At 64.4% G+C, this 24,105-nt stretch carries 27 protein-coding genes; 9 read left to right on the forward strand and 18 right to left on the reverse strand.

All coding sequences use genetic code 11. The features are described from left to right. Positions 1-8 precede the first annotated feature (8 nt). Both CAG33_RS13290 and CAG33_RS13295 read right to left on the reverse strand, forming a co-directional pair. Positions 9-602 carry a hypothetical protein gene (locus tag CAG33_RS13290; protein ID WP_085638768.1) on the reverse strand — a complete coding sequence of 198 codons (594 nt, stop codon included), beginning with the start codon at positions 600-602 and terminating at the stop codon, positions 9-11. Next, the gene (locus CAG33_RS13295; RefSeq protein ID WP_085638771.1) at positions 568-1,308 is read right to left on the reverse strand and encodes an SURF1 family protein; all 741 of its coding nucleotides are present in this window, start codon (positions 1,306-1,308) and stop codon (positions 568-570) included. Before CAG33_RS13295 ends, CAG33_RS13290 begins: the two co-directional genes overlap by 35 nt. Positions 1,309-1,382: 74 nt before the next feature. On the opposite strand from CAG33_RS13295, the gene CAG33_RS13300 reads away from it, so the two are divergent. Further along, entirely contained in the window at positions 1,383-1,586 is a 204-nt protein-coding gene (locus CAG33_RS13300) for a twin transmembrane helix small protein (protein ID WP_085579525.1), read from the forward strand. 3 nt (positions 1,587-1,589) lie between these two features. On the opposite strand, the gene CAG33_RS13305 is transcribed toward CAG33_RS13300, so the two are convergent. The 4 genes from CAG33_RS13305 to coxB all read right to left on the reverse strand — a co-directional run bounded on the left by CAG33_RS13305 (position 1,590) and on the right by coxB (position 5,977). Beyond that, a complete protein-coding gene (locus tag CAG33_RS13305; protein WP_085630398.1) occupies positions 1,590-2,477 on the reverse strand; it encodes a cytochrome c oxidase subunit 3 in 888 nt (295 codons plus the stop codon). 25 nt (positions 2,478-2,502) lie between these two features. Next, positions 2,503-3,054, reverse strand: a complete 552-nt coding sequence (locus CAG33_RS13310; RefSeq protein WP_085579430.1) for a cytochrome c oxidase assembly protein — start codon at positions 3,052-3,054, stop codon at positions 2,503-2,505. A 126-nt stretch (positions 3,055-3,180) separates the two neighbouring features. Continuing rightward, positions 3,181-4,767, reverse strand: coding sequence for a cytochrome c oxidase subunit I (gene ctaD / locus CAG33_RS13315; protein WP_085579432.1), 1,587 nt, complete (start codon positions 4,765-4,767; stop codon positions 3,181-3,183). 82 nt (positions 4,768-4,849) lie between these two features. Next, complete coding sequence (coxB, locus tag CAG33_RS13320; protein WP_085579434.1) at positions 4,850-5,977, reverse strand: cytochrome c oxidase subunit II; 1,128 nt, start codon at positions 5,975-5,977, stop codon at positions 4,850-4,852. Positions 5,978-6,348: 371 nt separating this feature from the next. Here coxB and CAG33_RS13325 point away from each other — a divergent pair, with 371 nt between their 5' ends. Beyond that, positions 6,349-6,981, forward strand: coding sequence for a hypothetical protein (locus CAG33_RS13325; protein ID WP_085630400.1), 633 nt, complete (start codon positions 6,349-6,351; stop codon positions 6,979-6,981). Between the two features lie 23 nt (positions 6,982-7,004). Here the strand turns inward: CAG33_RS13325 and CAG33_RS13330 are convergent, their stop codons facing one another. The 3 genes from CAG33_RS13330 to CAG33_RS13340 form a co-directional block, all read right to left on the reverse strand. After that, positions 7,005-8,531, reverse strand: a complete 1,527-nt coding sequence (locus CAG33_RS13330) for a SulP family inorganic anion transporter (RefSeq protein WP_085630402.1) — start codon at positions 8,529-8,531, stop codon at positions 7,005-7,007. A gap of 90 nt (positions 8,532-8,621) precedes the next feature. Next, complete coding sequence (locus CAG33_RS13335) at positions 8,622-9,350, reverse strand: carbonic anhydrase (protein WP_085579440.1); 729 nt, start codon at positions 9,348-9,350, stop codon at positions 8,622-8,624. Between the two features lie 236 nt (positions 9,351-9,586). Next, on the reverse strand, positions 9,587-10,645 hold the full coding sequence (locus CAG33_RS13340) for a PA0069 family radical SAM protein (RefSeq protein ID WP_085638774.1): 1,059 nt from the start codon (positions 10,643-10,645) through the stop codon (positions 9,587-9,589). A 237-nt stretch (positions 10,646-10,882) separates the two neighbouring features. On the opposite strand from CAG33_RS13340, the gene CAG33_RS13345 reads away from it, so the two are divergent. After that, positions 10,883-11,185, forward strand: coding sequence for a hypothetical protein (locus CAG33_RS13345; protein WP_085579444.1), 303 nt, complete (start codon positions 10,883-10,885; stop codon positions 11,183-11,185). Between the two features lie 89 nt (positions 11,186-11,274). Here CAG33_RS13345 and CAG33_RS13350 read toward each other — a convergent pair whose 3' ends face one another. Genes CAG33_RS13350 through CAG33_RS13360 form a run of 3 tightly spaced genes read right to left on the reverse strand, consistent with a single transcriptional unit; the run spans position 11,275 to position 15,107 of the window. Further along, positions 11,275-12,561 carry a cytochrome c gene (locus CAG33_RS13350; RefSeq protein WP_085638778.1) on the reverse strand — a complete coding sequence of 429 codons (1,287 nt, stop codon included), beginning with the start codon at positions 12,559-12,561 and terminating at the stop codon, positions 11,275-11,277. A 12-nt stretch (positions 12,562-12,573) separates the two neighbouring features. Beyond that, complete coding sequence (locus CAG33_RS13355) at positions 12,574-14,358, reverse strand: GMC family oxidoreductase (RefSeq protein ID WP_085579448.1); 1,785 nt, start codon at positions 14,356-14,358, stop codon at positions 12,574-12,576. A 2-nt stretch (positions 14,359-14,360) separates the two neighbouring features. Next, positions 14,361-15,107 (reverse strand): gluconate 2-dehydrogenase subunit 3 family protein, encoded by a 747-nt coding sequence (locus CAG33_RS13360; protein WP_085638781.1) that lies wholly within the window; start codon positions 15,105-15,107, stop codon positions 14,361-14,363. A 296-nt stretch (positions 15,108-15,403) separates the two neighbouring features. Between CAG33_RS13360 and CAG33_RS13365 the strand changes: the two genes are divergently transcribed. Further along, positions 15,404-16,048: a tyrosine-protein phosphatase gene (locus CAG33_RS13365; RefSeq protein WP_085630412.1), complete on the forward strand. Its 645-nt coding sequence runs from the start codon at positions 15,404-15,406 to the stop codon at positions 16,046-16,048. A 69-nt stretch (positions 16,049-16,117) separates the two neighbouring features. Here CAG33_RS13365 and CAG33_RS13370 read toward each other — a convergent pair whose 3' ends face one another. Then, the gene (locus CAG33_RS13370; protein ID WP_085579454.1) at positions 16,118-16,402 is read right to left on the reverse strand and encodes a YheV family putative zinc ribbon protein; all 285 of its coding nucleotides are present in this window, start codon (positions 16,400-16,402) and stop codon (positions 16,118-16,120) included. Further along, positions 16,399-18,450 carry an oligopeptidase A gene (prlC, locus tag CAG33_RS13375; protein WP_085630414.1) on the reverse strand — a complete coding sequence of 684 codons (2,052 nt, stop codon included), beginning with the start codon at positions 18,448-18,450 and terminating at the stop codon, positions 16,399-16,401. The genes CAG33_RS13370 and prlC overlap by 4 nt, the downstream gene beginning before the upstream one ends. Positions 18,451-18,553: 103 nt before the next feature. On the opposite strand from prlC, the gene CAG33_RS13380 reads away from it, so the two are divergent. Next, complete coding sequence (locus CAG33_RS13380; RefSeq protein ID WP_085579458.1) at positions 18,554-19,099, forward strand: gamma carbonic anhydrase family protein; 546 nt, start codon at positions 18,554-18,556, stop codon at positions 19,097-19,099. 28 nt (positions 19,100-19,127) lie between these two features. Further along, positions 19,128-19,778, forward strand: a complete 651-nt coding sequence (locus CAG33_RS13385; RefSeq protein WP_085638785.1) for an HAD family hydrolase — start codon at positions 19,128-19,130, stop codon at positions 19,776-19,778. Between the two features lie 71 nt (positions 19,779-19,849). Here the strand turns inward: CAG33_RS13385 and CAG33_RS13390 are convergent, their stop codons facing one another. Then, positions 19,850-20,938: an aminopeptidase gene (locus tag CAG33_RS13390; protein ID WP_085579462.1), complete on the reverse strand. Its 1,089-nt coding sequence runs from the start codon at positions 20,936-20,938 to the stop codon at positions 19,850-19,852. 58 nt (positions 20,939-20,996) lie between these two features. Here CAG33_RS13390 and CAG33_RS13395 point away from each other — a divergent pair, with 58 nt between their 5' ends. Both CAG33_RS13395 and CAG33_RS13400 read left to right on the forward strand, forming a co-directional pair. Next, positions 20,997-21,419, forward strand: coding sequence for a hypothetical protein (locus CAG33_RS13395; RefSeq protein ID WP_085579464.1), 423 nt, complete (start codon positions 20,997-20,999; stop codon positions 21,417-21,419). A gap of 40 nt (positions 21,420-21,459) precedes the next feature. Beyond that, complete coding sequence (locus CAG33_RS13400) at positions 21,460-21,879, forward strand: hypothetical protein (RefSeq protein WP_085579466.1); 420 nt, start codon at positions 21,460-21,462, stop codon at positions 21,877-21,879. 6 nt (positions 21,880-21,885) lie between these two features. Here CAG33_RS13400 and CAG33_RS13405 read toward each other — a convergent pair whose 3' ends face one another. After that, positions 21,886-22,119, reverse strand: coding sequence for a DUF1161 domain-containing protein (locus CAG33_RS13405; RefSeq protein WP_085579468.1), 234 nt, complete (start codon positions 22,117-22,119; stop codon positions 21,886-21,888). Between the two features lie 256 nt (positions 22,120-22,375). On the opposite strand from CAG33_RS13405, the gene CAG33_RS13410 reads away from it, so the two are divergent. Then, positions 22,376-23,377, forward strand: a complete 1,002-nt coding sequence (locus tag CAG33_RS13410) for an LLM class flavin-dependent oxidoreductase (protein ID WP_085579470.1) — start codon at positions 22,376-22,378, stop codon at positions 23,375-23,377. 71 nt (positions 23,378-23,448) lie between these two features. Here CAG33_RS13410 and CAG33_RS13415 read toward each other — a convergent pair whose 3' ends face one another. Beyond that, a complete protein-coding gene (locus tag CAG33_RS13415) occupies positions 23,449-23,673 on the reverse strand; it encodes a DUF1161 domain-containing protein (RefSeq protein WP_085579472.1) in 225 nt (74 codons plus the stop codon). A 127-nt stretch (positions 23,674-23,800) separates the two neighbouring features. Then, positions 23,801-24,016 carry a dodecin gene (locus tag CAG33_RS13420; protein WP_085579474.1) on the reverse strand — a complete coding sequence of 72 codons (216 nt, stop codon included), beginning with the start codon at positions 24,014-24,016 and terminating at the stop codon, positions 23,801-23,803. Positions 24,017-24,105 lie beyond the last annotated feature (89 nt).

The raw sequence follows: 24,105 nt of genomic DNA on the forward strand, positions 1-24,105 counted from the left end.
CGATGTCCCTATCCGATGTTCGACAGTTTCAGCAGGTGGCGCAGATCGTTGAGCAGATCCTTGCCGTTGACGTCCGGGCCGTAGCGCAGCACCAGGTTGCCGTGGGGGTCGATGATCCACAGCTGCGGCGCGGACGCGTCCCCGGCGGTCTTGCGCAGGCCGGCGGTGTCCAGCGGGTAGCGCTGAAGTTGCGGGTAGTCGCGGGCCAGCCGGGCTTCGTAGTCGGCGCCCAGCGGCTGCGCGGCGGCGAGGGCGTGGCTGGCTCGCCCGGCGTCGCGGCCCAGGCCGATCTGGATCTGCCGCGCCAGGTACACCAATTGCTGGCAGTCCGCGGCGCAATCGCCGGGGGCGGTCACCAGCATCTGCCAGCGCTCCTCGTCGGCCTTCACGCCGAGGTCGGCGCGGGTCTGGCCGTTGCCGATCAGCTCGCCGTGGTAGCTGCGGCCTTCCGGTACCCAGAACTGCAGTTTGTACATGCCGGTGGCGAGGATCATCGGGCCGACCACGCCCAGCACGATCAGCAGCAGCTGGATGCGTCCGCGGCGGCGACCGGCTGCCGGCTTGGCTTCAGACATGCTGGGTGGATTCATGGCCGCTCCCATGGTGTTTCTCCTTTGCGTTGTGCCAGCCGAGATACAGGTAAAGGCCGAGCAGGGCGGTGGCCATGGCGAACCACTGCACGGCATAGCCGAGGTGTTTTTCCGGGCCCATCGCCACCACCGGCCAGTCGGTGACGTAGCTGGCGGGGCCGGGTTCTGCGCGCACTTCATAGGCGAAGCCGTCGCGGTCGAGGGTTTTCCACAGCCGCGCCGGCTCGACGGCGGTGACGGTCTGCGGCCAGGCGTCGCTGACCGGATCGGCATGCAGCTGGAAGGTCGCCCCGGGGGCGACGTAGACCCAGGCATCCATGTCCACCGCGTCGGCCGGGGTCGTGAACTGTGGGGCAAGGCGCCGATCCGGCCACGGCAGCCAGCCGCGGTTGACCAGCAGCCACTGGCCGGTGCGCCGGTCCTGGAGCGGCTGCAGCAGCTCGACGCCCACCTTGCCGTCGCGCTGGCGGTTGTCGAGCAGCAGGCTGTGGTCGGCATCGAAGCGGCCGTGCAGGTGCACCCGGCGGAAGGCCGGATCGGCGCTGTGCAGCAGTTCGGCGGCGGCCATCGGTTCGGCGGCGCGGCGTTCGGCGTAGCTGGCGAGCAAGGCGGTCTTCTCCGCGCCGCGGCCCAGCTGCCAGACACCCAGCGACACCATCAGCGGCAGCAGCAGAACCACCGCCACCGTCGGCACGACGCCGGGCCGGAAGCGCTTCATGGCCGTGCCCCGGAGCCGGTGCGTGCGACCGCTATACTCAATTGCATCGCCTGTCCCCCCGGAGTCTTGCCATGATGCTCAAGGCAGCCATCGTCCTGATGCTGATCGCCACGGTGATCAGCCTGTTCAGCGGCCTGTTCTTTCTGGTCAAGGACGACAGCGGCTCGAACCGTCTGGTGATCGCCTTGAGCGTTCGGGTCACCCTGGCCGCCGCCACCGTCGGCCTGATCGCCTGGGGCTTCTGGAGCGGCCAACTGGTCTCGCATGCGCCCTGGTGAGCCTCAGAGCACGTAAACGAACACGAACAGGCCGATCCACACCACGTCCACGAAGTGCCAGTACCAGCTCGCCGCCTCGAAGCCGAACTGGTGCTCGGCGTCGAAATGCCCGCGCATGATGCGCACCAGCATCACGAACAGGATGATCGTGCCGATGGTCACGTGGGCGCCGTGGAAACCGGTGAGCATGAAGAACGTCGCGCCGTAGATGCCCGAACCCAGGGTCAGGCCCAGTTCGTGGTAGGCGTGCATGTACTCCTCGGCCTGCAGCGCGAGGAACCCGCAGCCCAGCAGCACGGTGATCGCCAGCCACAGCTTCAGCGCGCCGCGGTGGCCCTTTTTCAGGGCATGGTGGGCGATGGTCACGGTGACGCTGGAGCTCACCAGCAAGATGGTGTTGATCAGCGGCAGGCCCCAGGGGCTGATGACTTCCTTGGGCGGCGGGAACAGCTTGGAGTCCGGGTTGTTCAGCAGCGGCCAGACGAACTCGAAGTTCGGCCACAGCATGTGGGCGATGCCCTTGGTGCCTTCGCCGCCCAGCGCCGGCCCCGACACGTGCCGCACATAGAACAGCGCGCCGAAGAAGGCGATGAAGAACATCACCTCGGAAAAGATGAACCAGCTCATGCCCCAGCGGAACGAGCGGTCCAGCTGCGGGCTGTACAGCCCCGCACGGCTTTCCTTGATCACCGCGCCGAACCAGCCGAACAGCATGTACGCCAGCAGCAGGCCGCCGATGAAGAAGATCAGCGGGCCGTGGGATTCCGGGCGCGCCGCCTTCAGGTCGTTGAACCAGGTCGCCAGCCCATACACCGTGGTGACCATGCCGACGGTCGCCACGATCGGCCACTTGCTCTGGGCCGGAACGTAATAGTGCTCATGAGTCGCCATTTATTGTTCTCCTTATCGGGCACGCTTAACCGCCAGTGCTTGCGGCTACCGGTGGATGACGGGCGGTGATGTCGAACAGCGTGTAGGACAGCGTCAGGTGCTTCACATCCTTGGGCATGTCGCGGTCAACGATGAAGCGCACGGGCATCTCGATCTGCTGACCGGGCTGCAGCACCTGCTGGGTGAAACAGAAGCATTCGGTCTTGTGGAAATACGCCGCCGCGTTGCTCGGCGCGATGCTCGGCACGGCCTGGGCGCTCATCGGCTTGTCGGTGGGGTTGCGGGCGATGAAGATCATCTCGTTGACCGCACCGGGGTTGGCCGTCAGCTCGTCATGCTTGGGGTAGAAGTCCCACGGCATGTCGGCGGTGTTGGTCGACAGGAACTGCACGCGCACCTGGCGCGAGGTGTCGACGGTCTGCTCGCCCTCGTATTGCCCGGCGGTCTTGCCGTTGATGCCGAAGGCCTTGCACATCACGTCGTACAGCGGCACCAGGGCGAAGCCGAAGACAAACATCGCCACCACCACGCTCAGCAGGCGGGTGACCAGTTTTTTCATCGAGACCGAGTCAGCCATGGTTTCAGCTCCTCACCGAGCCCCCTGCAGGCGCGAGCCTGTTCGCGAAGCGGACGACCCGGTGCTGCAGGCACAGCGCGTCATCGTTCTTTGCGAGCAGGCTCGCGCCTGCAGGGCGGCCGGTGTTCATTTGACTTCCGGCGGCGTGGTGAAGGTGTGGTACGGCGCCGGCGACGGCACGCTCCACTCCAGTCCTTCGGCGCCGTCCCAAGGCTTGGCCGGCGCCGGCGCTCCGCCGCGGATGGTCTTGATCACGATGAACAGGAAGAAGATCTGCGTGGCGCCGAACATGAACGCGCCGATCGACGACACCATGTTGAAGTCGGCGAACTGCAGGTTGTAGTCCGGGATCCGCCGGGGCATGCCCGCAAGTCCCACGAAGTGCATCGGGAAAAACGTCAGGTTCATGCCGATGAAGGACAGCCAGAAATGCAGCTTGCCGAGGGTCTCGTCGTACATGTGGCCGGTCCACTTCGGCAGCCAGTAGTAGGCCGAGGCGAAGATCCCGAAGATCGCCCCCGGCACCAGCACGTAGTGGAAGTGGGCGACCACGAAGTAGGTGTCCTGGTACTGGAAGTCCGCCGGGGCGATGGCCAGCATCAGCCCGGAGAAGCCGCCGATGGAGAACAGGATCACGAACGCCACCGCGAACAGCATCGGCGTCTCGAAGGTCATCGAGCCCTGCCACATGGTGCTGGCCCAGTTGAACACCTTCACCCCGGTCGGCACCGCGATCAGCATGGTGGCGTACATGAAGAACAGCTCGCCCACCAGCGGGATGCCCACCACGAACATGTGGTGCGCCCAGACGATGAACGACAGGAACGCGATGCTCGCCGTGGCGTAGACCATCGAGGTGTAGCCGAACAGCGGCTTGCGCGCGAAGGTCGGGATGATCGCGCTGACGGCGCCGAAGGCCGGCAGGATCATGATGTACACCTCGGGGTGGCCGAAGAACCAGAACACATGCTGGAACAGCACCGGGTCGCCGCCGCCGGCGGCGCTGAAGAAACTGGTGCCGAAGTGGATATCCATCAGCATCATCGTCACGCAGCCGGCCAGCACCGGCATCACCGCGATCAGCAGGAACGCGGTGATCAGCCAGGTCCAGACGAACAGCGGCATCTTCATCAGGGTCATGCCGGGGGCGCGCAGGTTGAGGATGGTGGCGATCACGTTGATCGCGCCCATGATCGAGCTGATCCCCATCAGGTGGATGGCGAAGATGAAGAACGTCACGCTTTCCGGCGCGTAGGTGGTGGACAGCGGCGCGTAGAACGTCCAGCCGAAGTTCGGCCCGCCGCCGGGGGTGAACAGGGTCGAGACCAGCAGCAGGAACGCCGCCGGCAGCAGCCAGAAGCTGAAGTTGTTCATCCGCGGCAAGGCCATGTCCGGCGCGCCGATCATCAGCGGGATCATCCAGTTGGCGAGGCCGACGAACGCCGGCATCACCGCGCCGAACACCATCACCAGGCCGTGCATGGTGGTCATCTGGTTGAAGAACGCCGGCTCGACGATCTGCAGGCCGGGCTGGAACAGCTCGGCGCGGATAACCATGGCGAACGAGCCGCCGAGCAGGAACATGCAGAACGCGAACCACAGGTACAGCGTGCCGATGTCCTTGTGGTTGGTGGTCAGCACCCAGCGCATCAGGCCTTTGGCGGGGCCGTGGGCGTGGTCGGCATGACCGTGGTCATCGATAACGGCGCTCATGGCCTTTCTCCTTCAAGCGGACGGGCAGGGCCGTGCGGGGCGCGCAGCCCCGGACGTTGGCGGGAGGACGCGGCGGCGCGGCTCATTTGCTTTCCGCCTGTTTGAGCTCCAGCACTTCTTTGGGCGTGACCATGTCGCCCTTGTTGTTGCCCCAGGCGTTGCGTTCGTAGGTCACGACGGCGGCGATGTCGACTTCCGACAGCTGTTTGCCGAACGCCGCCATGGCGGTGCCGGGCTTGCCGTGGAACACCAGGCTCAGGTGCGCCTCCTTGGGGCCTGTGGCGATCTTCGAGCCCTTGAGCGCCGGGAACATCGGCGGCAGACCCTGGCCCTCGGCCTGGTGACAGGCCACACAGGTGGTGTGGTAGATCTTGTCGCCGCGCTCCTTGAGCTCGTCCAGCGTCCATTCCTTGCTGGTCAGCTCCTTGAGCTGCGCGGCCTCGGCCTTGCGCTCGGCGAGCCACTTGTCGTAGTCGGCCTTCTCCTTCACGTCGACCACGATGGGCATGAAGCCGTGATCCTTGCCGCACAGCTCGGCGCACTGGCCGCGGTAGAGGCCGGGCTTGTCGATGCGTGTCCAGGCTTCGTTGACGAACCCGGGGATGGCGTCGCGCTTGACCGCGAAGGCCGGCACCCACCAGGAGTGGATCACGTCGGCGGAGGTGACGAGGAAGCGCACCTTGGCGCCGGTCGGCAGCACCAGCGGCTTGTCGACCTCCAGCAGGTAGTGGTCGCCCTTGGCCTGCTTGTTGTGGATCTGTTCGGCGGGGGTGGCCAGGTTGCTGAAGAACTCGACGTCCTGGCCCAGGTACTTGTAGTGCCACTTCCACTGGTAGCCGGTGATCTGGATGTCGATGTCCGGCTCGCTGGTGTCGTACATCTTGATCAGGGTGGCGGTCGCCGGAACGGCCATCGCCACCAGGATCAGGAACGGCACGACGGTCCAGAGGATCTCGACGGTGGTGCTTTCGTGAAAGCGTGCCGCGACCTGGCCGGTGGAGCGGCGGTGCAGGATCATCGACCAGAACATCGCGCCGAAGACGATGATCCCGATCACCACGCAGATCCAGAAGATGGTCATGTGCAGGTCGAACACAGCGTGACTGATCTCAGTCGCTCCAGGCGCCATATTCACAGTCCAGGCCGCTTGCGCCTGGCTGAAAATCGACCACAACAGGAGGCCCATCCAGACGTGTGGATGTCGCATCATTGCGGGTTCCCCTTATCGTTCTTGTTGTCCCGTAGGCGCAACGCCTGCGGCAAGGGAGCGGCTGCATCAGACTACGAACTTGAATCGCCGGGCCTTGCTGCGCGGGCAGTCAGGCATCATCAGCTAACTCCATTCACTGGCGAGTATAGACAGCGACTTGAACCTCGCAACGCGAGCGCGTAAATCGCATGAAACAGCTGGCACTTGCGTTCCAGGGCACGAATGGAGAAGGATGCAGCGGAGTGGTGGCACACCGATATAACCCCGGTGTATCAAGGATGAAATAATTATGACAAATGCGTCTTAGCATTTTTCGTAAGCCAGCTAAGTTATGTCTTCCCTATTTCATTGCCCTGTACCCTGGAGTTTTCATGAACACCGCCGCATTGCGCGAGCAGATCCGAATAGCCCGAGAACACGAGAAAGACACCGGACGGCTGACCCGTCAGCTGGAAAATCAATTGCCTCACCTGCACCCGGCGATCCAGTTGCCGGAAACCGGTGCCGAAGCCGTCCTGACGCGCTTCGTCGCCGCCTACATCGATGAAGTGCCGGACCTGCTGGACGCAGCCAATGAAGTCGCCAGGGAAGCGGGAATCGAGTCACAGATCAAACCGGTGCTGAAGATCGCCGAGCAGTACTTCCTCCAGCCCCCCGTGGGCCTGGACAGCCTGCTGGACGAGGCCTATCTGGCCCACCGGTTTGTCGAAGAGGTCAACGACCTGTACATCAAGCATTTCGGCCAGCCACTGATCCCCTTGGACATGACGGTCGCCAATCTGATTGCCCACCAGTTGCTGGGTGAGGCATTCGCCAACCAACTCGACGAAGTGGTGCACCACGCGGTGGACAGCATGCTCGACGACGACAGCTTCGCGCTGGAGTCGGTGGAGGCCTACCGCGAGAAGCTCAGCAGCCCGGACACCGGCGCCGCGTGGAAACGCTGGCCGTGCATGGGCCGCCGCCTGGGCGTGGGCCTGGAGCTGGAGCAGCCGGCCGCCTGATCCCGGCTCCCACAAGGTTTGTTTCAGCCGGCCGTGCCGATGCCGACGGTGGTGCGTACCCGCCCTTCAAGCCTGCGCTTGAGCCCCCGGGATTCGATCAGCAGCCTCGACCCCTTGGCGGCATTGGCCCTGCCCCATTCCTCCAGCAGTTCCAGGCAGGCGTGGTCGATGTAGCTCAGGTTGTTGAGCGGCACATGCACCGTCGTGCCCGGCGGAACGCTGGCCAGGGCCTGGGTCAGCGCCGGCACCTTGAGGAACGTCGCCGCGCCCGTCAGGCGCATCTCCATTTCCCCTTCCTGCGGCAGGTCGATCAGGCTGATCTTCAGCCGTGCGGCCTTCAGCGCCAGTTTCAGCAGCGTCAGGCCGAAGCCGATCAGCACGCCGGTCAACAAGTCCGTGAAGATGATCGCCAGCGCCGTGGCGGCGTAGGTGAACATCGGCATCCGGCCGTAACGGCCCAGGCCGCGGAACACCTTCAGATCCACCAGCTTGAACCCGGTGTAGACCAGCACGCCGGCCAGGCTCGCCACCGGAATGCTCTGCAGCAGGCTCGACAGCAACAGCACGAACGCCAGCAGCCACAGGCCGTGGAAGATTGTCGAATAGCGTGTGGTGGCACCCGCCTGGACGTTGGCCGAACTGCGCACGATCACCCCGGTCATCGGCAACGCGCCGACCAGGCCGCAGAGCATGTTGCCCACCCCTTGAGCCGACAGTTCGCGGTCGAAGTCCGAGCGCGGGCCGCTGTGCATGCGGTCCACCGCCGCAGCGGACAGCAGGGTCTCGGCGCTGGCGATGAAGGCCACGGCGAACGCTGCGACCAGCAAGGCAGGGTCGGCGAGGTTGAGCAGGTCCGCCGGCTTGAGCCAGTCGATGGCCTCTGCCAGGTTGTCCGGCACCTCGACCCGTTTGACCGGCAGTGCCAGCAACAGACTGGCGCCCGTGGCCAGGCCGACGCCCAGCAGCGCGCCGGGCACGAAGCGCAGCGAATGCGGGCGGAATTTCTCCCACAGCCACATCACCGCGATGGTTCCCAGCCCCAGCAGCCCGGCCTGCCAGCCGAACGACGGCAGGGCCTGGGCCACGGCGCCGGGGAACGCGGTGAGGTTGTCCAGGCCGGAGGGTTTCGGCGCGGCGTCGAGCATCACATGCACCTGGGACAGGATGATCAGCACGCCGATCCCGGCGAGCATGCCGTACACCACCGCCGGCGCGGTGACCCGGAACCAGCAGCCGAGCTTCAGGCGCCCGGCCGCCAGCTGCAGCAGCCCGGCCAGCAGCAGGATCGGCCCGAGCATCTCGACACCGTGCTGGCGCACCAGCTCGAACACCAGCACCGCAAGACCCGCCGCCGGCCCGCTGACCTGCAGCGGCGAGCCGGCCAGCCAACCCACCACCAGCCCACCGATGATTCCGGTGATCAGGCCCTTGGCCGGCGGCAGGCCGGACGCGATGGCGATGCCCATGCACAGCGGCAGGGCGACCAGGAACACAACCACCGAAGCCAACAGCTCCCGTGGCAGAACAGCTTTCAATTGAGCGGCACGCATAGGGATTCTCCCGGACTTTTCTTCAGGCGTGGCGAGGCCGGACCGCTGAAACAGCGGCCGGCGTCAAACCACAGAGATTTTTAGGAGGATCTAGAAGCGCGCTTTTGGCGTCGCCACCGGGATCGGATGGCTGCCGTCCAGCGGCAGGAAGCAGCCCTGGTCCGCGTCGTACGCTTTGATTTCGCTGGTTTCGATGTTGTAGACCCAGCCATGGATGAACAGATGACCGTTCGCCATGCGCGAGGCTACCGAGGGATGGGTACGCAAGTGCTGCAGTTGGGCGATGACGTTTTCCTCGGTGAGGATCGGCATGCTTTCTTTTTCGTTGGCGCAGTTGCAGTTGTCCTGCACCATGGTTTTCGCGACTTCGGCGTGGCGCAGCCAGGCCTTGACCGTCGGCATCTTCTCCAGGCTGTCCGGGTTGAGCACCGCACGCATGGCGCCGCAGTCGGAGTGGCCGCAGATGATGATGTGCTGCACGCCCAGGGCGAGCACGGCGTATTCGATGGCGGTGGACACGCCACCGTTCATCTGGCCGTAGGGCGGTACGACGTTGCCGACGTTGCGGGTCACGAACAGATCGCCGGGGGAGCTCTGGGTGATCAGTTCGGGGACGATGCGCGAGTCGGCGCAGGTGATGAACATCGCCCGTGGCGACTGGGCCGTGGCGAGTTTCTTGAAGAGTTCTTCCTGCTGCGGAAAGACCTCATGATGAAAATGCAAAAAGCCGTCGACGATGTGCTTCAGCGCTGCATCGGCGGTTTCCGCCTCAGGGGCCGGCGCCGACGCAGCCAACGGCTGTTTATCCTTGTCACTCATGATTCATCCTCTTTGGCGGATTCGGGGAGTCATTCCCGTGTATTCCGGTGTGAAGCCAGTGGCTGTTCAAACATCCGGGCCGATCCTGACCCGTCAGTCACTCGATGAACAAGGTAACCGCCGAAACTTAACTCAAACTGAATCAAAGGCTCTGGAACCTGTGTTCCAGGTCACAAAAAACGTGACCGGCGCAACCGGTCGAGCGGTTCCGTCACTCAACCTTGGGGCAATTGTCGCTAAATCAGCGACATCTGGCGACCCGGCGGACAAAAGGCCGAGCAATCGAGGCCGAAGCCTTCCCGACGGTCGAGCCCCAGACGCTTCAGCGCCTTGGCGAACCGCTGGGCCAGCAGGTCGGCGAACGGCCCTTCGCCCCGCATCCGGGCGCCGAAGCGGCTGTCGTACAGCTCGCCGCCGCGGCTCTGGCGGATCAGGCTCAGCACATGGGTCGCCCGCTGCGGGTAATGCGCCTGGAGCCACTCCTCGAACAGCGGCGCCACCTCCAGCGGCAGGCGCAGCATCATGTACGCCGCGCTCTGGGCGCCGGCCGCGTGGGCCTCGGTGAGCAGGCTTTCGATCTCGCTGTCGTTGATCATCGGAATCATCGGCGAGCACAGCACGCCCACCGGGATGCCCGCTTCGCGCATCACCCGGATCGCCCGCAGCCGGGCCTTGGGCGCGGCGGCGCGGGGCTCGAGGATGCGCTTGAGCTCGTCGTCCAGGGTGGTGAGGCTGATCATCACCGCCACCAGCCTCTGTTGCGCCAGTTCGGTGAGCAGGTCGAGGTCGCGCAGGATCAGCGAACCCTTGGTGACGATGGTCACCGGATGCCGGTGGCGCAGCAGCACTTCGAGGATCTGCCGGGTGATCCTGTGCTCCCGTTCGATGGGCTGATAAGGATCGGTGTTGGAACCCAGGTTGATCGGCGCACACTGGTAGCCGCGCTTGCCCAGCTGCTCTTCCAGCACCTGGGCGGCGTTGGTCTTGGCGATCAGTTTGGTTTCGAAATCCAGCCCCGGCGACAGGTCCCAGTAGGCGTGACTGGGCCGGGCGTAGCAATAGATGCAGCCGTGCTCGCAACCGCGGTACGGGTTGACCGAGCGGTCGAAGGGCAGGTCCGGTGAGGTGTTGCGGGTGATGATGGTTTTCGCCGTCTCGATCCGCACCTCGGTGCCTTGGGTCTGCGGCACTTCCTGATGCCAGCCGTCGTCCTCGGCCACCGAGCGGCTCGGCGCGAAGCGGTTGTGCGGGTTGGCGGCGGTGCCGCGGCCGCGGGGAGGCAAGGGCGTGTGCATCGGAGGTGTCCTGTGTGCTGTATGTGCATACAGTATCCTTGGTCTTCGCAAACGGCCAGTGCCGTTCGGCGATTCTGCCGCTCGGCCCCTGCGGGTTCTGACTCCGCAACGCGTCGGTATCGGGATCGTTAGTTGAGAGAAACGTGAGGTTATATATTCAGCGTAGTTTCGTTAGTTGCTATGGCGTTAGGATTGCCTGCGTTGTAACTCGGATGATTTAAATAAAAGGAATTAACCATGTCTTACCTCAATCCTCGTGGCATCTTTTTGCAGAAACTCGGCCCCACTCCGGTCAATCCCAAGGAAGTGCTGGTATCCCTGCAATTCGCGCTGAAGGAGTCCGGCTGGGATGCTGAGAACGCTGTGTCGACGGACTCCCTGGTCGATTCCCGCACACTCATCGCCGCTTCCTACGACGGCGGCAAGACGTTCACTGTTCGCAACGAAAAAGACATCGATGGCGACGGTGATATCGATGCAGACGATAAGGCCAAGTTGCTGGCGTTGGTCAAGGCTTATGTCAGTATCAAAACGCCTTGAGGTTTAGCATGCCGCGAAACTTGCGGCGTGCAATAAAAAAGGCCCTGCCCGTATTGCTGCGGGGAGGGCCTTTTTTATGTTGCGGTGTGTCAGTGGGCAGGCTCTTGCGTCGATGCCGTCTTCATCTGTTCGGCACGCAAGTGTTTGACCTCATCTGCGCTGACCGGCGCCCCCTTGTTGCCCCAACTGCCGCGGATGAAGCTCACCACGTCCGCCACTTCCTGGTCCGACAGCCGCCAGCCGAACCCCGGCATGGTGATGGCCGACGGCGCCGCGTGGGTCGCCGGCAGCGTGCCGCCCTGGAGCACGATGTGGATCAGCGAGGTCGGGTCTTCCGATTGCAGCACCGGATTGCCCGCCAGCGCCGGGAACACGCGGGTGTAGCCGTGGCCGTCGGTGCGGTGGCAGGCCGCGCAGTTGTCGATGTACACCGCTGCGCCGCGCTGGCTGTCGTCGCCGTTCCACAGGGCCTTGGCGGCCGTTTCGTCGTATTGGTGCGGGCGGTCGGCGGGATCCTTGGCCGGCAGCGATTTCAGGTAGCGGGCGATCGCGGTCAGGTCGGCGTCAGTCATGTACTGCATGCTGTGGGTGACCACGTCGCTCATGCCGCCGAACACCGCGCTGCGGTCGCTGCGCCCGGTCTTCAGGAACTGCACCAGTTGCTCTTCGCTCCAGCCGCCGAGGCCGTCCTTGTGGTCGCCGCGCAGGTTCTTGGCGATCCAGCCTTCCAACGGTGCGCTGTCTGACAGGAACGTGCTGCCTTCGCCTGCGCTCAGGGCCTTTTCCTGCATGGTCAGGGCCCGTGGCGTATGACAAGCGCCGCAATGTCCGAGGCCTTCCACCAGATAAGCCCCACGGCTAATGACGGCATCGTCCGAGGTAGCTTTGTAGTCCTCGACCTTCGGCGCAAACAGCCAGCGCCAGCCCGTCAGCGGCCAGCGCATGCTCAACGGCCAGGGAATGTCGCTGGCCTTGTTCTCCTGGGCCACCGGCTCGACGCCGTGCATGAAGAACGCGTACAGCGCCTTCATGTCGGTTTCGTTGACGCGGGCGTAGGACGGATAGGGCATCGCCGGGTACAGCGTGCTGCCGTTGCTGGCCACGCCATGGCGCACGGCCCGGTCGAAGTCCTCGAAGCTGTAACCACCGATGCCGCGCTTGTCCGGGGTGATGTTGGTCGAGTAGATCGTGCCGATCGGGGTTTCCATCGGCAGGCCGCCGGCGAACGGTTTGCCGTCCTTGGCGGTGTGGCAGGCCACGCAGTCGCCTGCGCGGGCCAGGTATTCACCTTGTCTGATCAAGGATTGATCGACGTCGGCGCCGTACAGGGAGGCGCTGCCGAGCAACGCCAGGGTCGCGATAACGAAAGTCTTCATGGTCATCGCTCCTTAAGCCTGGACCAGCGGGCCGGGGTTTTTCAGGTACTGCTCGCGGATCGCCTTCGCCGACCAGTAGGTCAGGGCGGCGACCAGCCCGGTCGGGTTGTAGCCCAGACCTTGCGGGAATGCCGAGGCGCCAGGGACGAACACGTTGTGCACGTCCCAGCTCTGCAGGTAGCGGTTCAGGGCGCTGGTCTTCGGATCGGTGCCCATGATCGCGCCGCCGTTGAGGTGGGTGGTCTGGTAGGACGCGGTGTTGAAGTGCTCGCCGACCTTCTTGCTGATCACGTTGATGGCCTTGGGGCCCATGGCTTCGGCGATCTTGCCCATCTTCTCGACCATGAAGCGGTTCATCTTGATGTCGTTTTCCTGCCAGTCGAAGGTCATCCGCAGCAGCGGCAGGCCGTAGGCATCGCGGTACACCGGATCCAGATCGAGGTAGTTGCCCCGGTAGGACTGATGCGCGCCGTGGGCGTCCATCGACACCTGATGGGTGTAGTAGTCGGCGGTGGCGCGTTTCCAGGCGCTGCCCCAGGCGGGCGTGCCCGGCGGGTTGGAGGTGCCGGCGATCGGCCGGCTGCCGGCCTGGTTGACCCACATCGGCGAGCCGCCGACGAAACCGTGGGGGCCGTGGTCGAAGTTGTCGGCGTTGAAGTCGTCCACCGCGACCCCGTTGCCGCCGGCGCCGATGAAGTTGTTGGTGTGGGTGTCCTTGTCGAAGAACGCCTTGATCGTGGCCATGTTCTGGTAGGCGAAGTTGCGTCCGACCACACCTTCGCCGCTGACCGGGTCATACGGTTTGCCGATGCCGGACAGCAGCATCAGCCGCACGTTGTGCAGCTGGAACGCGCCGAGGATCACCAGATCCGCCGGCTGCTCGATCTCCCGGCCCTGGCCGTCGACGTAGGTGACGCCGGTGGCCTTGGTCTTGCTGCTGTCGAGGTTGACCCGAAGCACATGGGCGTTGGGCCGCAGCTCGAAATTCGGCAAAGGCTTGAGCGCCGGCAGGATGTTCACGTTCGGCGAGGCTTTGGAGTACATGTAGCAGACGTAGCCGCTGCAGAATCCGCAGAAGTTGCACGGGCCCATCTGTGCACCGTAGGGGTTGGTGTAAGGTCCCGAGGTATTGGCGGAAGGCAGGTTGTAGGGCTTGTAGCCGACCTCCGTGGCCGCTTTGCCGAACAGCTGTGCGGAAACGGTGTTTTTCTGCGATTCCAGCGGGAACGGGTTCGAACGATCCGGCGCATAGGGGTTGCCGCCCTTGCCCTGGCCCACCAGTTGTCCCTTCACCGTCCAGGCTTGGCCGGAGGTGCCGAAGACCTTTTCGGCGAAGTCGAAGAACGGCTCCAGCTCTTCATAGCTGACGCCGAAGTCCTGGATGGTCATGTCCTTGGGGATGAAGTGCTTGCCGTAGCGCTCTTCGTAGTGGCTGCGCATGCGCAGCTCGATCGGATCGACGCGAAAGTGCACGCCCGACCAGTGCAGGCCCGCACCGCCCACGCCGTTGCCCGGCAGGAACGCGCCCAATTGGCGGTTCGGCAGGGCGATGTCGTTGACGCTGTGGCGGATGGTGACGGTTTCCTTGGAAACGTCCTGGAAGAGTTTTTTCCGCACGCTGTAGGTGAGTTCGTCGATCACCTGGGGATAGTTGCCGTCAGGGTAGGTGTCCTGCATCGGCCCGCGCTCCAGCGCCAGCACGTTGAGGCCAGCCTCGGTCAGCTCCTTGGCCATGATTGCGCCGGTCCAGCCGAAGCCGACGATCACCGCATCTACTTTTTTCATTACCGTTGCCATGTTCACGCCCTCTCGCCGCGGATCGAAACGGCCGGGAAGGGGTACGCCTCGTTGCGCTCCACCCAGTCCATGAAGTCGGCGCGGGCGCCGGGGAAGCCGATCAGGGTCCAGCCGACCATGCCTTTATTGCCGCCGTGGATCGGGTCGCAGAAGAACCCTTCCTTGGTGTTCTGCAGCAGCAAGCCGAAGAAAACCTTGGCCGGGACGGCGTCGAACTGCGGCTTACCGGCTTCGAGCTGCTTGAGCAATTCGTCTCGGGTAGCGCTGTCTTGCTCGGCAAATGTTTTGCCGTTGAGGGATTTTGCCCACTGATCCGCAGCGGCGATGCCCAGGCGATAGATCTCTTTGGGCACCAGTTTGCTCTGCCAGCCCATTTCCGGCGCGGCGTCGGCGTTGAACGGGCCTTGCATGTACCACAGGGCGCCGGCGGCGTAAGGCGTGTTCATCTGACGGTCGATGTATTCCGGCACGCCGGCTTCGAGGGCGCCGGGGCCTTGGGCGTCGTTGGGGATCAACTGCGCGACGGCGGCGTTGATGAACGCCCACTCTTCCGCGGTGAAATAGCTTGGCTGATACTCGCCCGTCTGGGCCGCAGCCGATTTTGCGGCAGGCGCAGCAGGCGCGGCTTCAGGGGCGGCCTGCAGCACGCTGCTGCCCAGACCGCTGCCGGCCAGGGTGACGACGGGAATCAGGGTCAGGGACTTGCGCAAGAACTCACGCCGCGGGTTGTCTCGACTTTCATCAGACATGGGGGTGCACCTCATCAGGCATTGATGGTTGTCAGCCGCCTCTGCGGGTGGCTTAAGGTTGTTTGGCTGCGACGTGGCCGGAACGGCCAGGAGAAGGGGAACGCGTCTGCAACATCATGTGACAAATGGTAGCAGGCTAAGCATCGAGATGAATCGATTCATCTGAAAAAAACCGTGATTGCGACGAAGGGCACCGGTCGGTTCACGATTCTTTGACAAGCGCCTCACAGGGATTTGACTGCCGAACCCTGAAGCTGCGAGGCCCTTCAATCATGAATCCCTACGGTCCACCGAGCATGTCCCGATTGCGTTTCCTCCCCGCCGTGTGTCTATCGCTTGCCGTCGTGTTGCACTGGGTGCCGGTTCAGGCCGCCGAGGCCCCGGTGGCCCGTCCTGCCGAATGGGCGCAGCCGGTGGAGGTGCAATACAACCTGTTCCAGATGTCGCCGACCCTCTACCGCAGCGCATTGCCGGACGGCGGCGCCGTGCCGCTGCTGAAGAACCTGAAGGTGGCCACGGTCATCAACTTCTTGCCGGAGTCCGATTCGGGCTGGCTGAAGTCCCCTGGCGTGAACCTTGTGCAGTTGCCTTACCGCACCAATCACGTGGATGACAGTGATGTGCTCAAGACGTTGCGTGCGATCCAGACCGCCGAGGCCGAGGGCCCGGTGCTGATGCACTGCAAGCACGGCTCCGACCGCACCGGCCTGATGGCGGCGATGTACCGGATCGTGGTGCAGGGCTGGAGCAAGGAAGATGCGCTGAATGAGATGACTCAGGGCGGGTTCGGCGAAAGCGGGCACTTCAAGGACGGCGTCCGCTACGTGATGCAGGCCGATGTCGACAAGTTGCGTACGGCGCTGGCCAATGGCGACTGCAGTACCAGCCCCTTCGCCACGTGCTCGATGAAGAGCTGGTTCCAGAGCGTCAACCTCAAGTGAACCGGACCTTCTGCGGCGAGGCACTGGCGCCCTCGCCGCAGAGGCTCCCTGTCCGGGGCTGACGGCAGGTCAGTCGTCTGACTTTTTCTTCAGCTTCGGATTCGGGAAGAACTGCACCGCCTGCACGCTCTTGTCCGGCGCAGGCTTGAGCGCGACGGTGTTGACCCGCGTGCCCAGCTCCTTCGGAACCGACAGGCCTTGCTCGTTGAGCGTGTCCGCGTAACCGCAGGCCACGCATTCGCGATGGGGAATGTCGTCCTCGCTCCACATCATCAGCTTGTCCGGCTCGCTGCACGCCGGGCAGACCGCTCCGGCGATAAAGCGTTTCTTCGTCTTCACAGGTGCCTCGCTCATGCTGCCGCGTCCTCGCTCAGGCCGCTGTGACGCAAGAGTGCGTCAATCGACGGCTCACGGCCACGGAAGTCGACGAACAGCACCATCGGCTCCTGCGAGCCACCGCGGGCCAGGATGGCTTCGCGGAAGGCGCGGCCGGTGTCGGCGTTGAGCACGCCGTCCTCTTCGAACTTGGAGAACGCATCCGCCGACAGCACTTCCGCCCACTTGTAGCTGTAGTAGCCGGCCGCATAACCGCCGGCGAAGATGTGGGCGAAGCTGTTGGGGAAGCGGTTGTAGGCCGGCGGACGCATCACCGAGACCTCGTCGCGCACGCCTTCGAGCACTTGCAGCACGCTGCGGCCGTCGCCATGGGTGGCGTGCAGCTCGAAGTCGAACAGCGAGAACTCCAGTTGGCGCACCATCATCAGGCCGGACTGGAAGTTCTTCGCCGCGAGCATTTTCTCCAGCAGGTCCTGGGGCAGCGGTTCGCCGGTTTCGTAGTGGCCGGAGATCAGCGCCAGGCCTTCCGGCTCCCAGCACCAGTTCTCCATGAACTGGCTCGGCAGTTCGACCGCATCCCACGCCACGCCGTTGATGCCGGACACGCCGGCATGGTCGACGCGGGTCAGCAGGTGGTGCAGGCCATGGCCGAATTCGTGGAACAGGGTGGTGACTTCATCGTGGGTCAGCAGCGCCGGCTTGCCGCTGTCGGCCGGGGTGAAGTTGCATACCAGGTTGGCCACCGGGCTCTGCAGCACGCCTTCGACGGTGCGGCGACGGTCGCGGGCGCCGTCCATCCAGGCGCCGCCGCGCTTGTTGGCGCGGGCGTACAGGTCAAAGAAGAAGCGACCCACGTGCTGGCCGTTTTCCTTGATCTCGAACAGGCGCACGTCCGGATGCCAGGCGTCGAAGCCTTTGAGCTCGGCGATCTCGATGCCGTACAGGCGCTGGACGATGGCGAACAGGCCGCTGAGCACCTTGTCGATCGGGAAGTAGGCGCGCAGGGTTTCCTGGGCCACGCTGTAGCGTTGTTCACGCAGCTTTTCGCCGTAGAAGCCGCTGTCCCAGCTCTGCAGGTCCGCGCAGCCCTGCTCGGCGGCGTAGGCCTTGAGCTGCTGCAGGTCCTGGGCGGCGAACGGCTTGCTGCGCTTGGCCAGATCGCGCAAGAAGCTCAACACCTGGTCGCTGGACTCGGCCATCTTGGTGGCCAGGCTCAGCTCGGAGAAGCTGGCGAAACCCAGGAGCTTGGCCAGTTCCTGGCGCAGGTCGAGGATCTGGTCCATCACCGGACCGTTGTCGTTCTGGCCGGCGTTCGGGCCTTGGTCCGAGGCGCGGGTGCAGTAGGCGGCGTAGACTTCCTCGCGCAGCGCGCGGTCCTGGGCGTAGGTCATCACTGCGTAGTAGCTGGGGAACTCCAGGGTGATCAGCCAGCCGTCCAGCCCCTTGGCCTGGGCGGCGGCGGCCATCTGCGCCTTGGCCGAGTCGGTCAGGCCGGCGAGGGCGGCCTCGTCGGTGAGGTGCTTGGTCCAGGCCTGGGTGGCGTCGAGCAACTGGTTGGAGAAGCGGCTGCCCAGCTCCGACAGTTTGCTCTGCACTTCGGCGTAGCGCTTCTGCTCGGCTTCCGGCAGGTCGATGCCCGACAGGCGGAAGTCGCGCAGGGCGTGCTCAAGGATGGTTTTCTGGCCCACGTCGAAGCCGGCGGCTTCCGGGCTGTTGGCCAGCGCTTCGTACGCCTGGAACAGCTCGCGGTTCTGGCCCATCTCGGTGGAGTAGGCGCTCAGGGCCGGCAGGCAGGCCTCGTAGGCTTCGCGCAGTTCGGCGCTGTTGCACACGGCGTTGAGGTGGCTGACCGGGCTCCAGGCGGCGCCGAGGCGGTCGTTGAGTTCGTCCATCGCCAGCACCAGGCCGGCCCAGGTCGGGTTCGTGCCCTGGGCCTTGAGGATCTCGGCGATGGCGGCGCGGTTGTCGGCCAGGATGGTTTCGATGGCGGGCTGCACGTGTTCGGCACGGATCGCGGAGAACGGCGGCAGGTCGTAGGGCTGCAGAAGTGGGTTGTTCACGCTCACGGTTGGCACCTTGGCAGAAGGGAACAGGCATTTAGAATCGTGGGCCCATCTTAATTACAATCGGCAGCGACCGCAGCTATCGGCGACAGAGAGAGAACTTATCGTGTCCCTTCGCAAGTACCAGAACCACACCCCGCGCCTTGGCAAAGGCGCCTTTGTCGACGGCTCCGCGGTGGTGATCGGCGACGTCGAAATCGGCGAAGACAGCTCCGTATGGCCGCTGACCGTGATCCGCGGCGACATGCACCGCATCCGCATCGGTGCGCGCACCAGCATCCAGGACGGCTGCGTGCTGCACATCACCCACGCCGGCCCCTTCAACCCGGACGGTTTCCCGTGCCTGATCGGCGACGACGTGACCGTCGCCCACAAAGTCATGCTGCACGGCTGCACGGTGGGCAGCCGGGTGCTGATCGGCATGGGCAGCATCGTCATGGACGGCGCGGTGGTCGAGGACGACGTGATCGTCGGCGCCGGCAGCCTGGTGCCGCCGGGCAAGCGCCTGGAAAGCGGCTTCCTGTACGTGGGCAGCCCGGTGAAGCAGGCCCGGCCGCTGACCGACAAGGAACGCGCCTTTTTCACCTACAGCGCGGCGAACTACGTGAAGCTCAAGGATCTGCACCTGGCCGAAGGCTACGACCAGATCTGAACCGTCCCGCACAAGCCCAGGAATTTTCATGCATTACCAGACCGTACTGTTCGACCTCGACGGCACCCTGACCGACCCGCGCGAGGGTATCACCCGCTCCATCCAGTTCGCCTTGGCCAAGCTCGGCATCGACGAGCCGGACCTGAGCAAGCTGGAACACTTCATCGGCCCGCCGCTGCTGCAGGCGTTCATGCAGTTCTATGGCTTCGACGAGGCCAAGGCGTGGGAGGCGGTGAATTTCTACCGTGAGCGCTTCAAGGTCACCGGTCTCTACGAAAACCGGGTGTTCGACGGTGTCATGCCGTTGCTGGAAACCCTCGGTGGCCAGGGCCGGCAGCTGTACATCGCGACCTCCAAACCCTGGGTGTTCGCCCGGGAGATCGCCCGTCATTTCGATTTCGCCCGGCACTTCAAGGTGATCTACGGCAGCGAACTGGACGGCACCCGCACCGACAAGGTCGAGCTGATTGCCCATTTGATCGCCGAGGAAGGACTGGATCCGGCCGACACACTGATGATCGGCGACCGCAAGCACGACCTGATCGGCGCACGCCGCAACGGGCTGGACGCGGCGGCGGTGGGCTATGGGTTCGGCAGCCATGAGGAGCTGAGCGCCGAGGCACCGGCCTATCACTTCGAGACGCTGGACGAGCTGCATCAGGCGTTCCTGCGGCGCTGATCGGGCAGCCATCGCCAGCAGGCTGGCTCCCACACGTGTTGAGGCGTTTCTGTGGGAACCAGCCGGTCGGTTCAGCCGGCTGGTTCAGGGTTCGCCAAGGCCTTGAGCGCCGACTTGCGCTCAACTGCGCCCAATTTGCCTAACTTCTCGACCTCGGCGTAGAACCTCACCCAATCCCCACCCACCTGCCCGAACAGCGCCGCAAACGCCGGCACCCACTGGTCATACAGCCCGAACGGCAACAGGCGAGCATTGTTCAGCGGCGCGTTCACCCACGCATCGTAGCGTTTGTCCCCGGCCCACTGCCGGTCACGCAGGGCCCGGTAGTCCCGGCGAAACCGTTCGAACGCCTCGGCCTTGCGCTGGCGCATGACCTCGGCCGCCAGCGGTTGTGCGTAGAGCGCTTCCAGACGGGCACGGGTGTCGAGGATCAGGCCGATGAACTGGTCGCGCTGCTGCAGGCGCGAGCCGTTGTCCGGCGCCAGCCCGCGGAACGCCCGCCATTGCCGCGTGCCTTCCTGCTCGACGAACGTGGCGAAGGACTCGTTGAACTCGGTGTCGTCCTGCACATAGAAGCGCTGATGGGCCAGTTCGTGAAAGATCAGCGTGGCCAGGCGCTCGTCGCCCCAGCCCGTCATCGAATTGAGGATCGGGTCGTTGAACCAGCCCAGGGTCGAATAGGCCTCGACACCGCCGATCGACACGTCCATGCCCTTGAGGCGCTGGATCGCCGCTTCGCCCCGGGCCGCGCCCTGGCTGTAGTAGCCGCGGTAGGCCACGCAGCCGGCGATGGGGAAGCAATGGTTTTGCGGGCTCAAGGAGAACTCCGGGGTGGCGAACACGTTCCACACCACGAACGGCCGGCCGATGTCGGCGTAGAGCCGGTAGCTCTGGTTGTCCGGCAGGTGCAGGTGACGGCTGGCGAAGTCCCGGGCCTTCTGCGACTCGGCCAGGTGCGCGCGCAGTTTGGGGTCGCGGGCGGGGTCGGCGATCACCTCGGCGACCGGTTCCCGGGCCCGCAGCAGTTGCAGCTGACCGCCGGCCAACTGGCTGTAGTAACTGAGGCTTGCGCAACCGTTGAGCAGCAAAAGCAAAACACCCGGAAACAAAATCCGCAAAACGCGATCAAGTAACCCAAGGCTGGGTAGCGGCCTGAACAAAATAAGAAACCCCCGGACAGTCTGCCCGCAAGACTATCCCGCCCATAGGAGCTTCGCCATGCGCAAGTTGATGCTGACCGCCGGCCTGCTGACGCTGACCGGCTGTGCCGGATTCGGAATGCCCGCCCCTGACCCTTCGCAAGCCTGGATCGACCTGGAGTCCCGCCAGCAGGACACGGCGCTGCAGGCTCTGGAGGTCGATGCCAGGGCGGCGGTCGACAAACGATATTTCGAAGTGCAGCCCGGCAGCCATGAGCTGAAGGTGCGTTACCAGTTCCCGGTGGAGGCGACCAACATCGGCCCGGATGCCGAGCCGCTGTGGCGCGATTGCCGGTTGAGCCTGACCTTCAAGGACTTCAACGCCGGCGAGCGCTATCAGTTGCAGGCCGGCAACATCGGTTTCCGGCCATGGGCCAAACTGTACGATCAGCAGCGCAAGGTGGTGGGGCAGGCCAAGCCGGCGGGCTGTCAGCGCACCTGATCGGCGTTATGCTGGGTGCCCGAATCCACGGACATTCATCATGCGCACGTTGATGCTGTTGCTGGCGGCCGGCCTGATCGCCGGTTGCCAGACGCCGATGCCGCCGGTCGATCCCGCGATGGCCTGGGTCGACTTCTCGACGCCCACCCCTGGCGGCAAGTTGTTGATGGCCGAGCGGCTCGACAACCAGCGCCTGAGGGACGGGCGCTTCTTTCAGGTCACACCCGGCAGCCACGAACTGCGGGTGCGCTTCGACTTTGAAGTGTTCGGCGGCGGCGGCAGCCTGATGACCGGGCCCGTCGAGCGCCTGTGCTACCTGACTATCCGCTACGACCATTTCGAGGCGGGCCAGCGCTACCTGCTCGAAGGCCGCTCCCTGGCTTTCACGCCGAGCGCCCGGCTGTACAACGCCAAGCGGGAAATCGTCGCCGAGGACCGTGAGGTCAACTGCATCATCTAGCCCGGATCAGCGGTCGTTCTTCTGGTAGATGATCTTCTTCGTGCCGTTTTCGCACGAGCCGACGACCATGTTCTGATCGTGGACTTCCTCGTTGGCGACAATCTCCAGGGTGTAGGAGGTCACGCCCTGGGCCTGGATCTTGGCTTCGATCTCGGCCTTGAGTTCCTCGCAGGGTTTCGGGGCCGCCAGCACCGCACTGGCCAGGGTCAGACCGAACACCGCCACAGCAAAACGTTTCATGGTTGAAGCTCCCTCGACGCAGCGCGCACGAAGATGCGCGAAGGCTGCGGTCAACCATTCGACCACCGTTTGGCCGGGCAGGTTCTGACCCGGCTCAAACCTCTGCCCCATGAGAATCGTTGACTTTTTTAGTAGGAATTTTCCAATCGGCTATTGAAACTCGGGTATATGCCCTCATTGCACAGGACACGCCTATGAACGGGGCAGGTCGGCGTTCGCATGGATGAACCTGCACCCTCACCCGGAGAAGCACTTTATGAAGCAACTGTCCGACGTAAAGTTTTCCACCCTCGATCTGGTGCCGGTGCGCGAGAACGGCAGCCCCGGCCAGTCGCTGCGCAACTCGCTGGATCTGGCCCGGCACGTGGAGAAGTTCGGCTACACCCGGTTCTGGGTCGCCGAGCACCACAACATGGACGGCATCGCCAGTTCCGCCACCTCGGTGTTGCTGGCCTACCTGGCGGGCGGCACGTCGAGCATCCGCGTCGGCTCCGGCGGGGTGATGCTGCCCAACCATGCGCCGCTGGTGATCGCCGAACAGTTCGGCACCCTGGAGAGCCTGTATCCGGGCCGGATCGACCTGGGCCTGGGCCGTGCGCCCGGCTCCGACCAGATGACCGCCCGGGCGTTGCGCCGTGAGCGTTCCGGCAGCGCCGACGATTTTCCCGAGGACGTCGCCGAACTGGTGCGCTACCTCGGCCCGCGCACCCCGGACCAACGGGTGATCGCGATGCCGGGCACCGGCACCCAGGTGCCGGTGTGGCTGCTGGGCTCCAGCCTGTTCAGTGCGCAACTGGCGGGCCAGCGGGGCCTGCCCTACGCCTTCGCCTCACACTTCGCCCCGCGCTACATGCACGAGGCGATCCGCGTCTACCGCAACCACTTCCAGCCGTCGGCGGTGCTCGACAAGCCGTACGTGATGCTGGGCGTGCCGCTGGTGGCGGCCGACACCGACGAGCAGGCCGATTACCTGGCCACCTCGGTGTACCAGCGGATCCTGGCGCTGATGCGTGGGCAAAGCCTGGTGCAAAGGCCGCCAGTGAAGACCATGGACGGCCTGTGGCTGCCCCATGAGCGCGAGGCGGTGGGGGACTTCCTCGGCTTGGCGATGGTCGGCGGTCCGCAGAAGATCCGCGCCAAGCTGGAGGTGCTGATCGAACAGACCCAGGCCGATGAACTGATCTTCACCTGCGACCTGTACGAGCACGCTGACCGGCTGCATTCCTATGAGCTGCTGGCGCAGGTGATGAAGGGCTGAGTCCGTTTCGCTGGAAACGATGGCCACAAAAAAGCCGACGCGTTGCGTCGGCTTTTGATTTTCAGGCGCCGTCAGCCTCGCTTGTAGACGATTTCCTTGGCGCCGGCTTCGCATTTGCCGACGACCTTGCCGCCCGCCGCTGCCCCCTTGTCCACGATCTCCAGCGAATAGCCGGAAACGCCCTTGGCATCCAGCTTGGCCGCGATCTCGGCCTTCAGTTCCTCACACGACTTGCCGGCAGCGAATGCGCCACCCGCAAGGCTCAACAAACCTACCGCCAACATGAACTTCTTCATCGGTTGCACTCCCTGGTCGGATCGAAAGAGACGGCACCGGAGCGTTCGTCCGGTGCGCTCGCCCTGTAGCGCTTTGCCATTCCTATGGCACTCGGCCAGCGCGCAAGTTCAGAAGCGTAGACCAAACTCAGCTGCTGGCAATCCGGAACCCGACCTTGAGGGTCACCTGAAAATGGGCGGCCTTGCCGTCCCTGATGTGGCCGCGGGTCTCGGTCACTTCGAACCATTCCATGTACTTGACGCTCTTGCTGGCTTCGGCCAGCGCGTTGTTGATGGCGTCTTCGATGCTGCTGGTGGACGAACCGACCAGCTCGATCTTCTTGTAGGTGTGATGGTCGCTCATGGCGCTCTCCTTGAAGTGTGCCATAGAGCCTAGCAGCGATTTGCCGTGTCGGTTCCGGCATGCCGCGGGGGAGGCGGCTCAGATTTTCT

Source organism: Pseudomonas sp. B3(2017) (assembly GCF_002113595.1).
GTDB lineage: Bacteria > Pseudomonadota > Gammaproteobacteria > Pseudomonadales > Pseudomonadaceae > Aquipseudomonas > Aquipseudomonas ekonensis.

Excerpts from the sequence above, each read along its gene's own strand:
- CAG33_RS13355 (WP_085579448.1), bottom strand. The coding sequence starts at position 14,358 with ATGGCAACGGTAATGAAAAAAGTAGATGCGGTGATCGTCGGCTTCGGC.
- ctaD (WP_085579432.1), bottom strand. The coding sequence starts at position 4,767 with ATGAGCGCCGTTATCGATGACCACGGTCATGCCGACCACGCCCACGGC.
- CAG33_RS13395 (WP_085579464.1), top strand. The coding sequence starts at position 20,997 with ATGCGCAAGTTGATGCTGACCGCCGGCCTGCTGACGCTGACCGGCTGT.
- CAG33_RS13410 (WP_085579470.1), top strand. The coding sequence starts at position 22,376 with ATGAAGCAACTGTCCGACGTAAAGTTTTCCACCCTCGATCTGGTGCCG.
- CAG33_RS13300 (WP_085579525.1), top strand. The coding sequence starts at position 1,383 with ATGCTCAAGGCAGCCATCGTCCTGATGCTGATCGCCACGGTGATCAGC.
- CAG33_RS13370 (WP_085579454.1), bottom strand. The coding sequence starts at position 16,402 with ATGAGCGAGGCACCTGTGAAGACGAAGAAACGCTTTATCGCCGGAGCG.
- CAG33_RS13290 (WP_085638768.1), bottom strand. The coding sequence starts at position 602 with ATGGGAGCGGCCATGAATCCACCCAGCATGTCTGAAGCCAAGCCGGCA.
- CAG33_RS13420 (WP_085579474.1), bottom strand. The coding sequence starts at position 24,016 with ATGAGCGACCATCACACCTACAAGAAGATCGAGCTGGTCGGTTCGTCC.
- CAG33_RS13340 (WP_085638774.1), bottom strand. The coding sequence starts at position 10,645 with ATGCACACGCCCTTGCCTCCCCGCGGCCGCGGCACCGCCGCCAACCCG.
- coxB (WP_085579434.1), bottom strand. The coding sequence starts at position 5,977 with ATGATGCGACATCCACACGTCTGGATGGGCCTCCTGTTGTGGTCGATT.
- CAG33_RS13415 (WP_085579472.1), bottom strand. The coding sequence starts at position 23,673 with ATGAAGAAGTTCATGTTGGCGGTAGGTTTGTTGAGCCTTGCGGGTGGC.
- CAG33_RS13310 (WP_085579430.1), bottom strand. The coding sequence starts at position 3,054 with ATGGCTGACTCGGTCTCGATGAAAAAACTGGTCACCCGCCTGCTGAGC.
- CAG33_RS13385 (WP_085638785.1), top strand. The coding sequence starts at position 19,128 with ATGCATTACCAGACCGTACTGTTCGACCTCGACGGCACCCTGACCGAC.
- CAG33_RS13365 (WP_085630412.1), top strand. The coding sequence starts at position 15,404 with ATGTCCCGATTGCGTTTCCTCCCCGCCGTGTGTCTATCGCTTGCCGTC.
- CAG33_RS13295 (WP_085638771.1), bottom strand. The coding sequence starts at position 1,308 with ATGAAGCGCTTCCGGCCCGGCGTCGTGCCGACGGTGGCGGTGGTTCTG.
- CAG33_RS13325 (WP_085630400.1), top strand. The coding sequence starts at position 6,349 with ATGAACACCGCCGCATTGCGCGAGCAGATCCGAATAGCCCGAGAACAC.
- CAG33_RS13335 (WP_085579440.1), bottom strand. The coding sequence starts at position 9,350 with ATGAGTGACAAGGATAAACAGCCGTTGGCTGCGTCGGCGCCGGCCCCT.
- CAG33_RS13345 (WP_085579444.1), top strand. The coding sequence starts at position 10,883 with ATGTCTTACCTCAATCCTCGTGGCATCTTTTTGCAGAAACTCGGCCCC.
- CAG33_RS13330 (WP_085630402.1), bottom strand. The coding sequence starts at position 8,531 with ATGCGTGCCGCTCAATTGAAAGCTGTTCTGCCACGGGAGCTGTTGGCT.
- CAG33_RS13400 (WP_085579466.1), top strand. The coding sequence starts at position 21,460 with ATGCGCACGTTGATGCTGTTGCTGGCGGCCGGCCTGATCGCCGGTTGC.
- CAG33_RS13405 (WP_085579468.1), bottom strand. The coding sequence starts at position 22,119 with ATGAAACGTTTTGCTGTGGCGGTGTTCGGTCTGACCCTGGCCAGTGCG.
- CAG33_RS13360 (WP_085638781.1), bottom strand. The coding sequence starts at position 15,107 with ATGTCTGATGAAAGTCGAGACAACCCGCGGCGTGAGTTCTTGCGCAAG.
- CAG33_RS13305 (WP_085630398.1), bottom strand. The coding sequence starts at position 2,477 with ATGGCGACTCATGAGCACTATTACGTTCCGGCCCAGAGCAAGTGGCCG.
- CAG33_RS13350 (WP_085638778.1), bottom strand. The coding sequence starts at position 12,561 with ATGAAGACTTTCGTTATCGCGACCCTGGCGTTGCTCGGCAGCGCCTCC.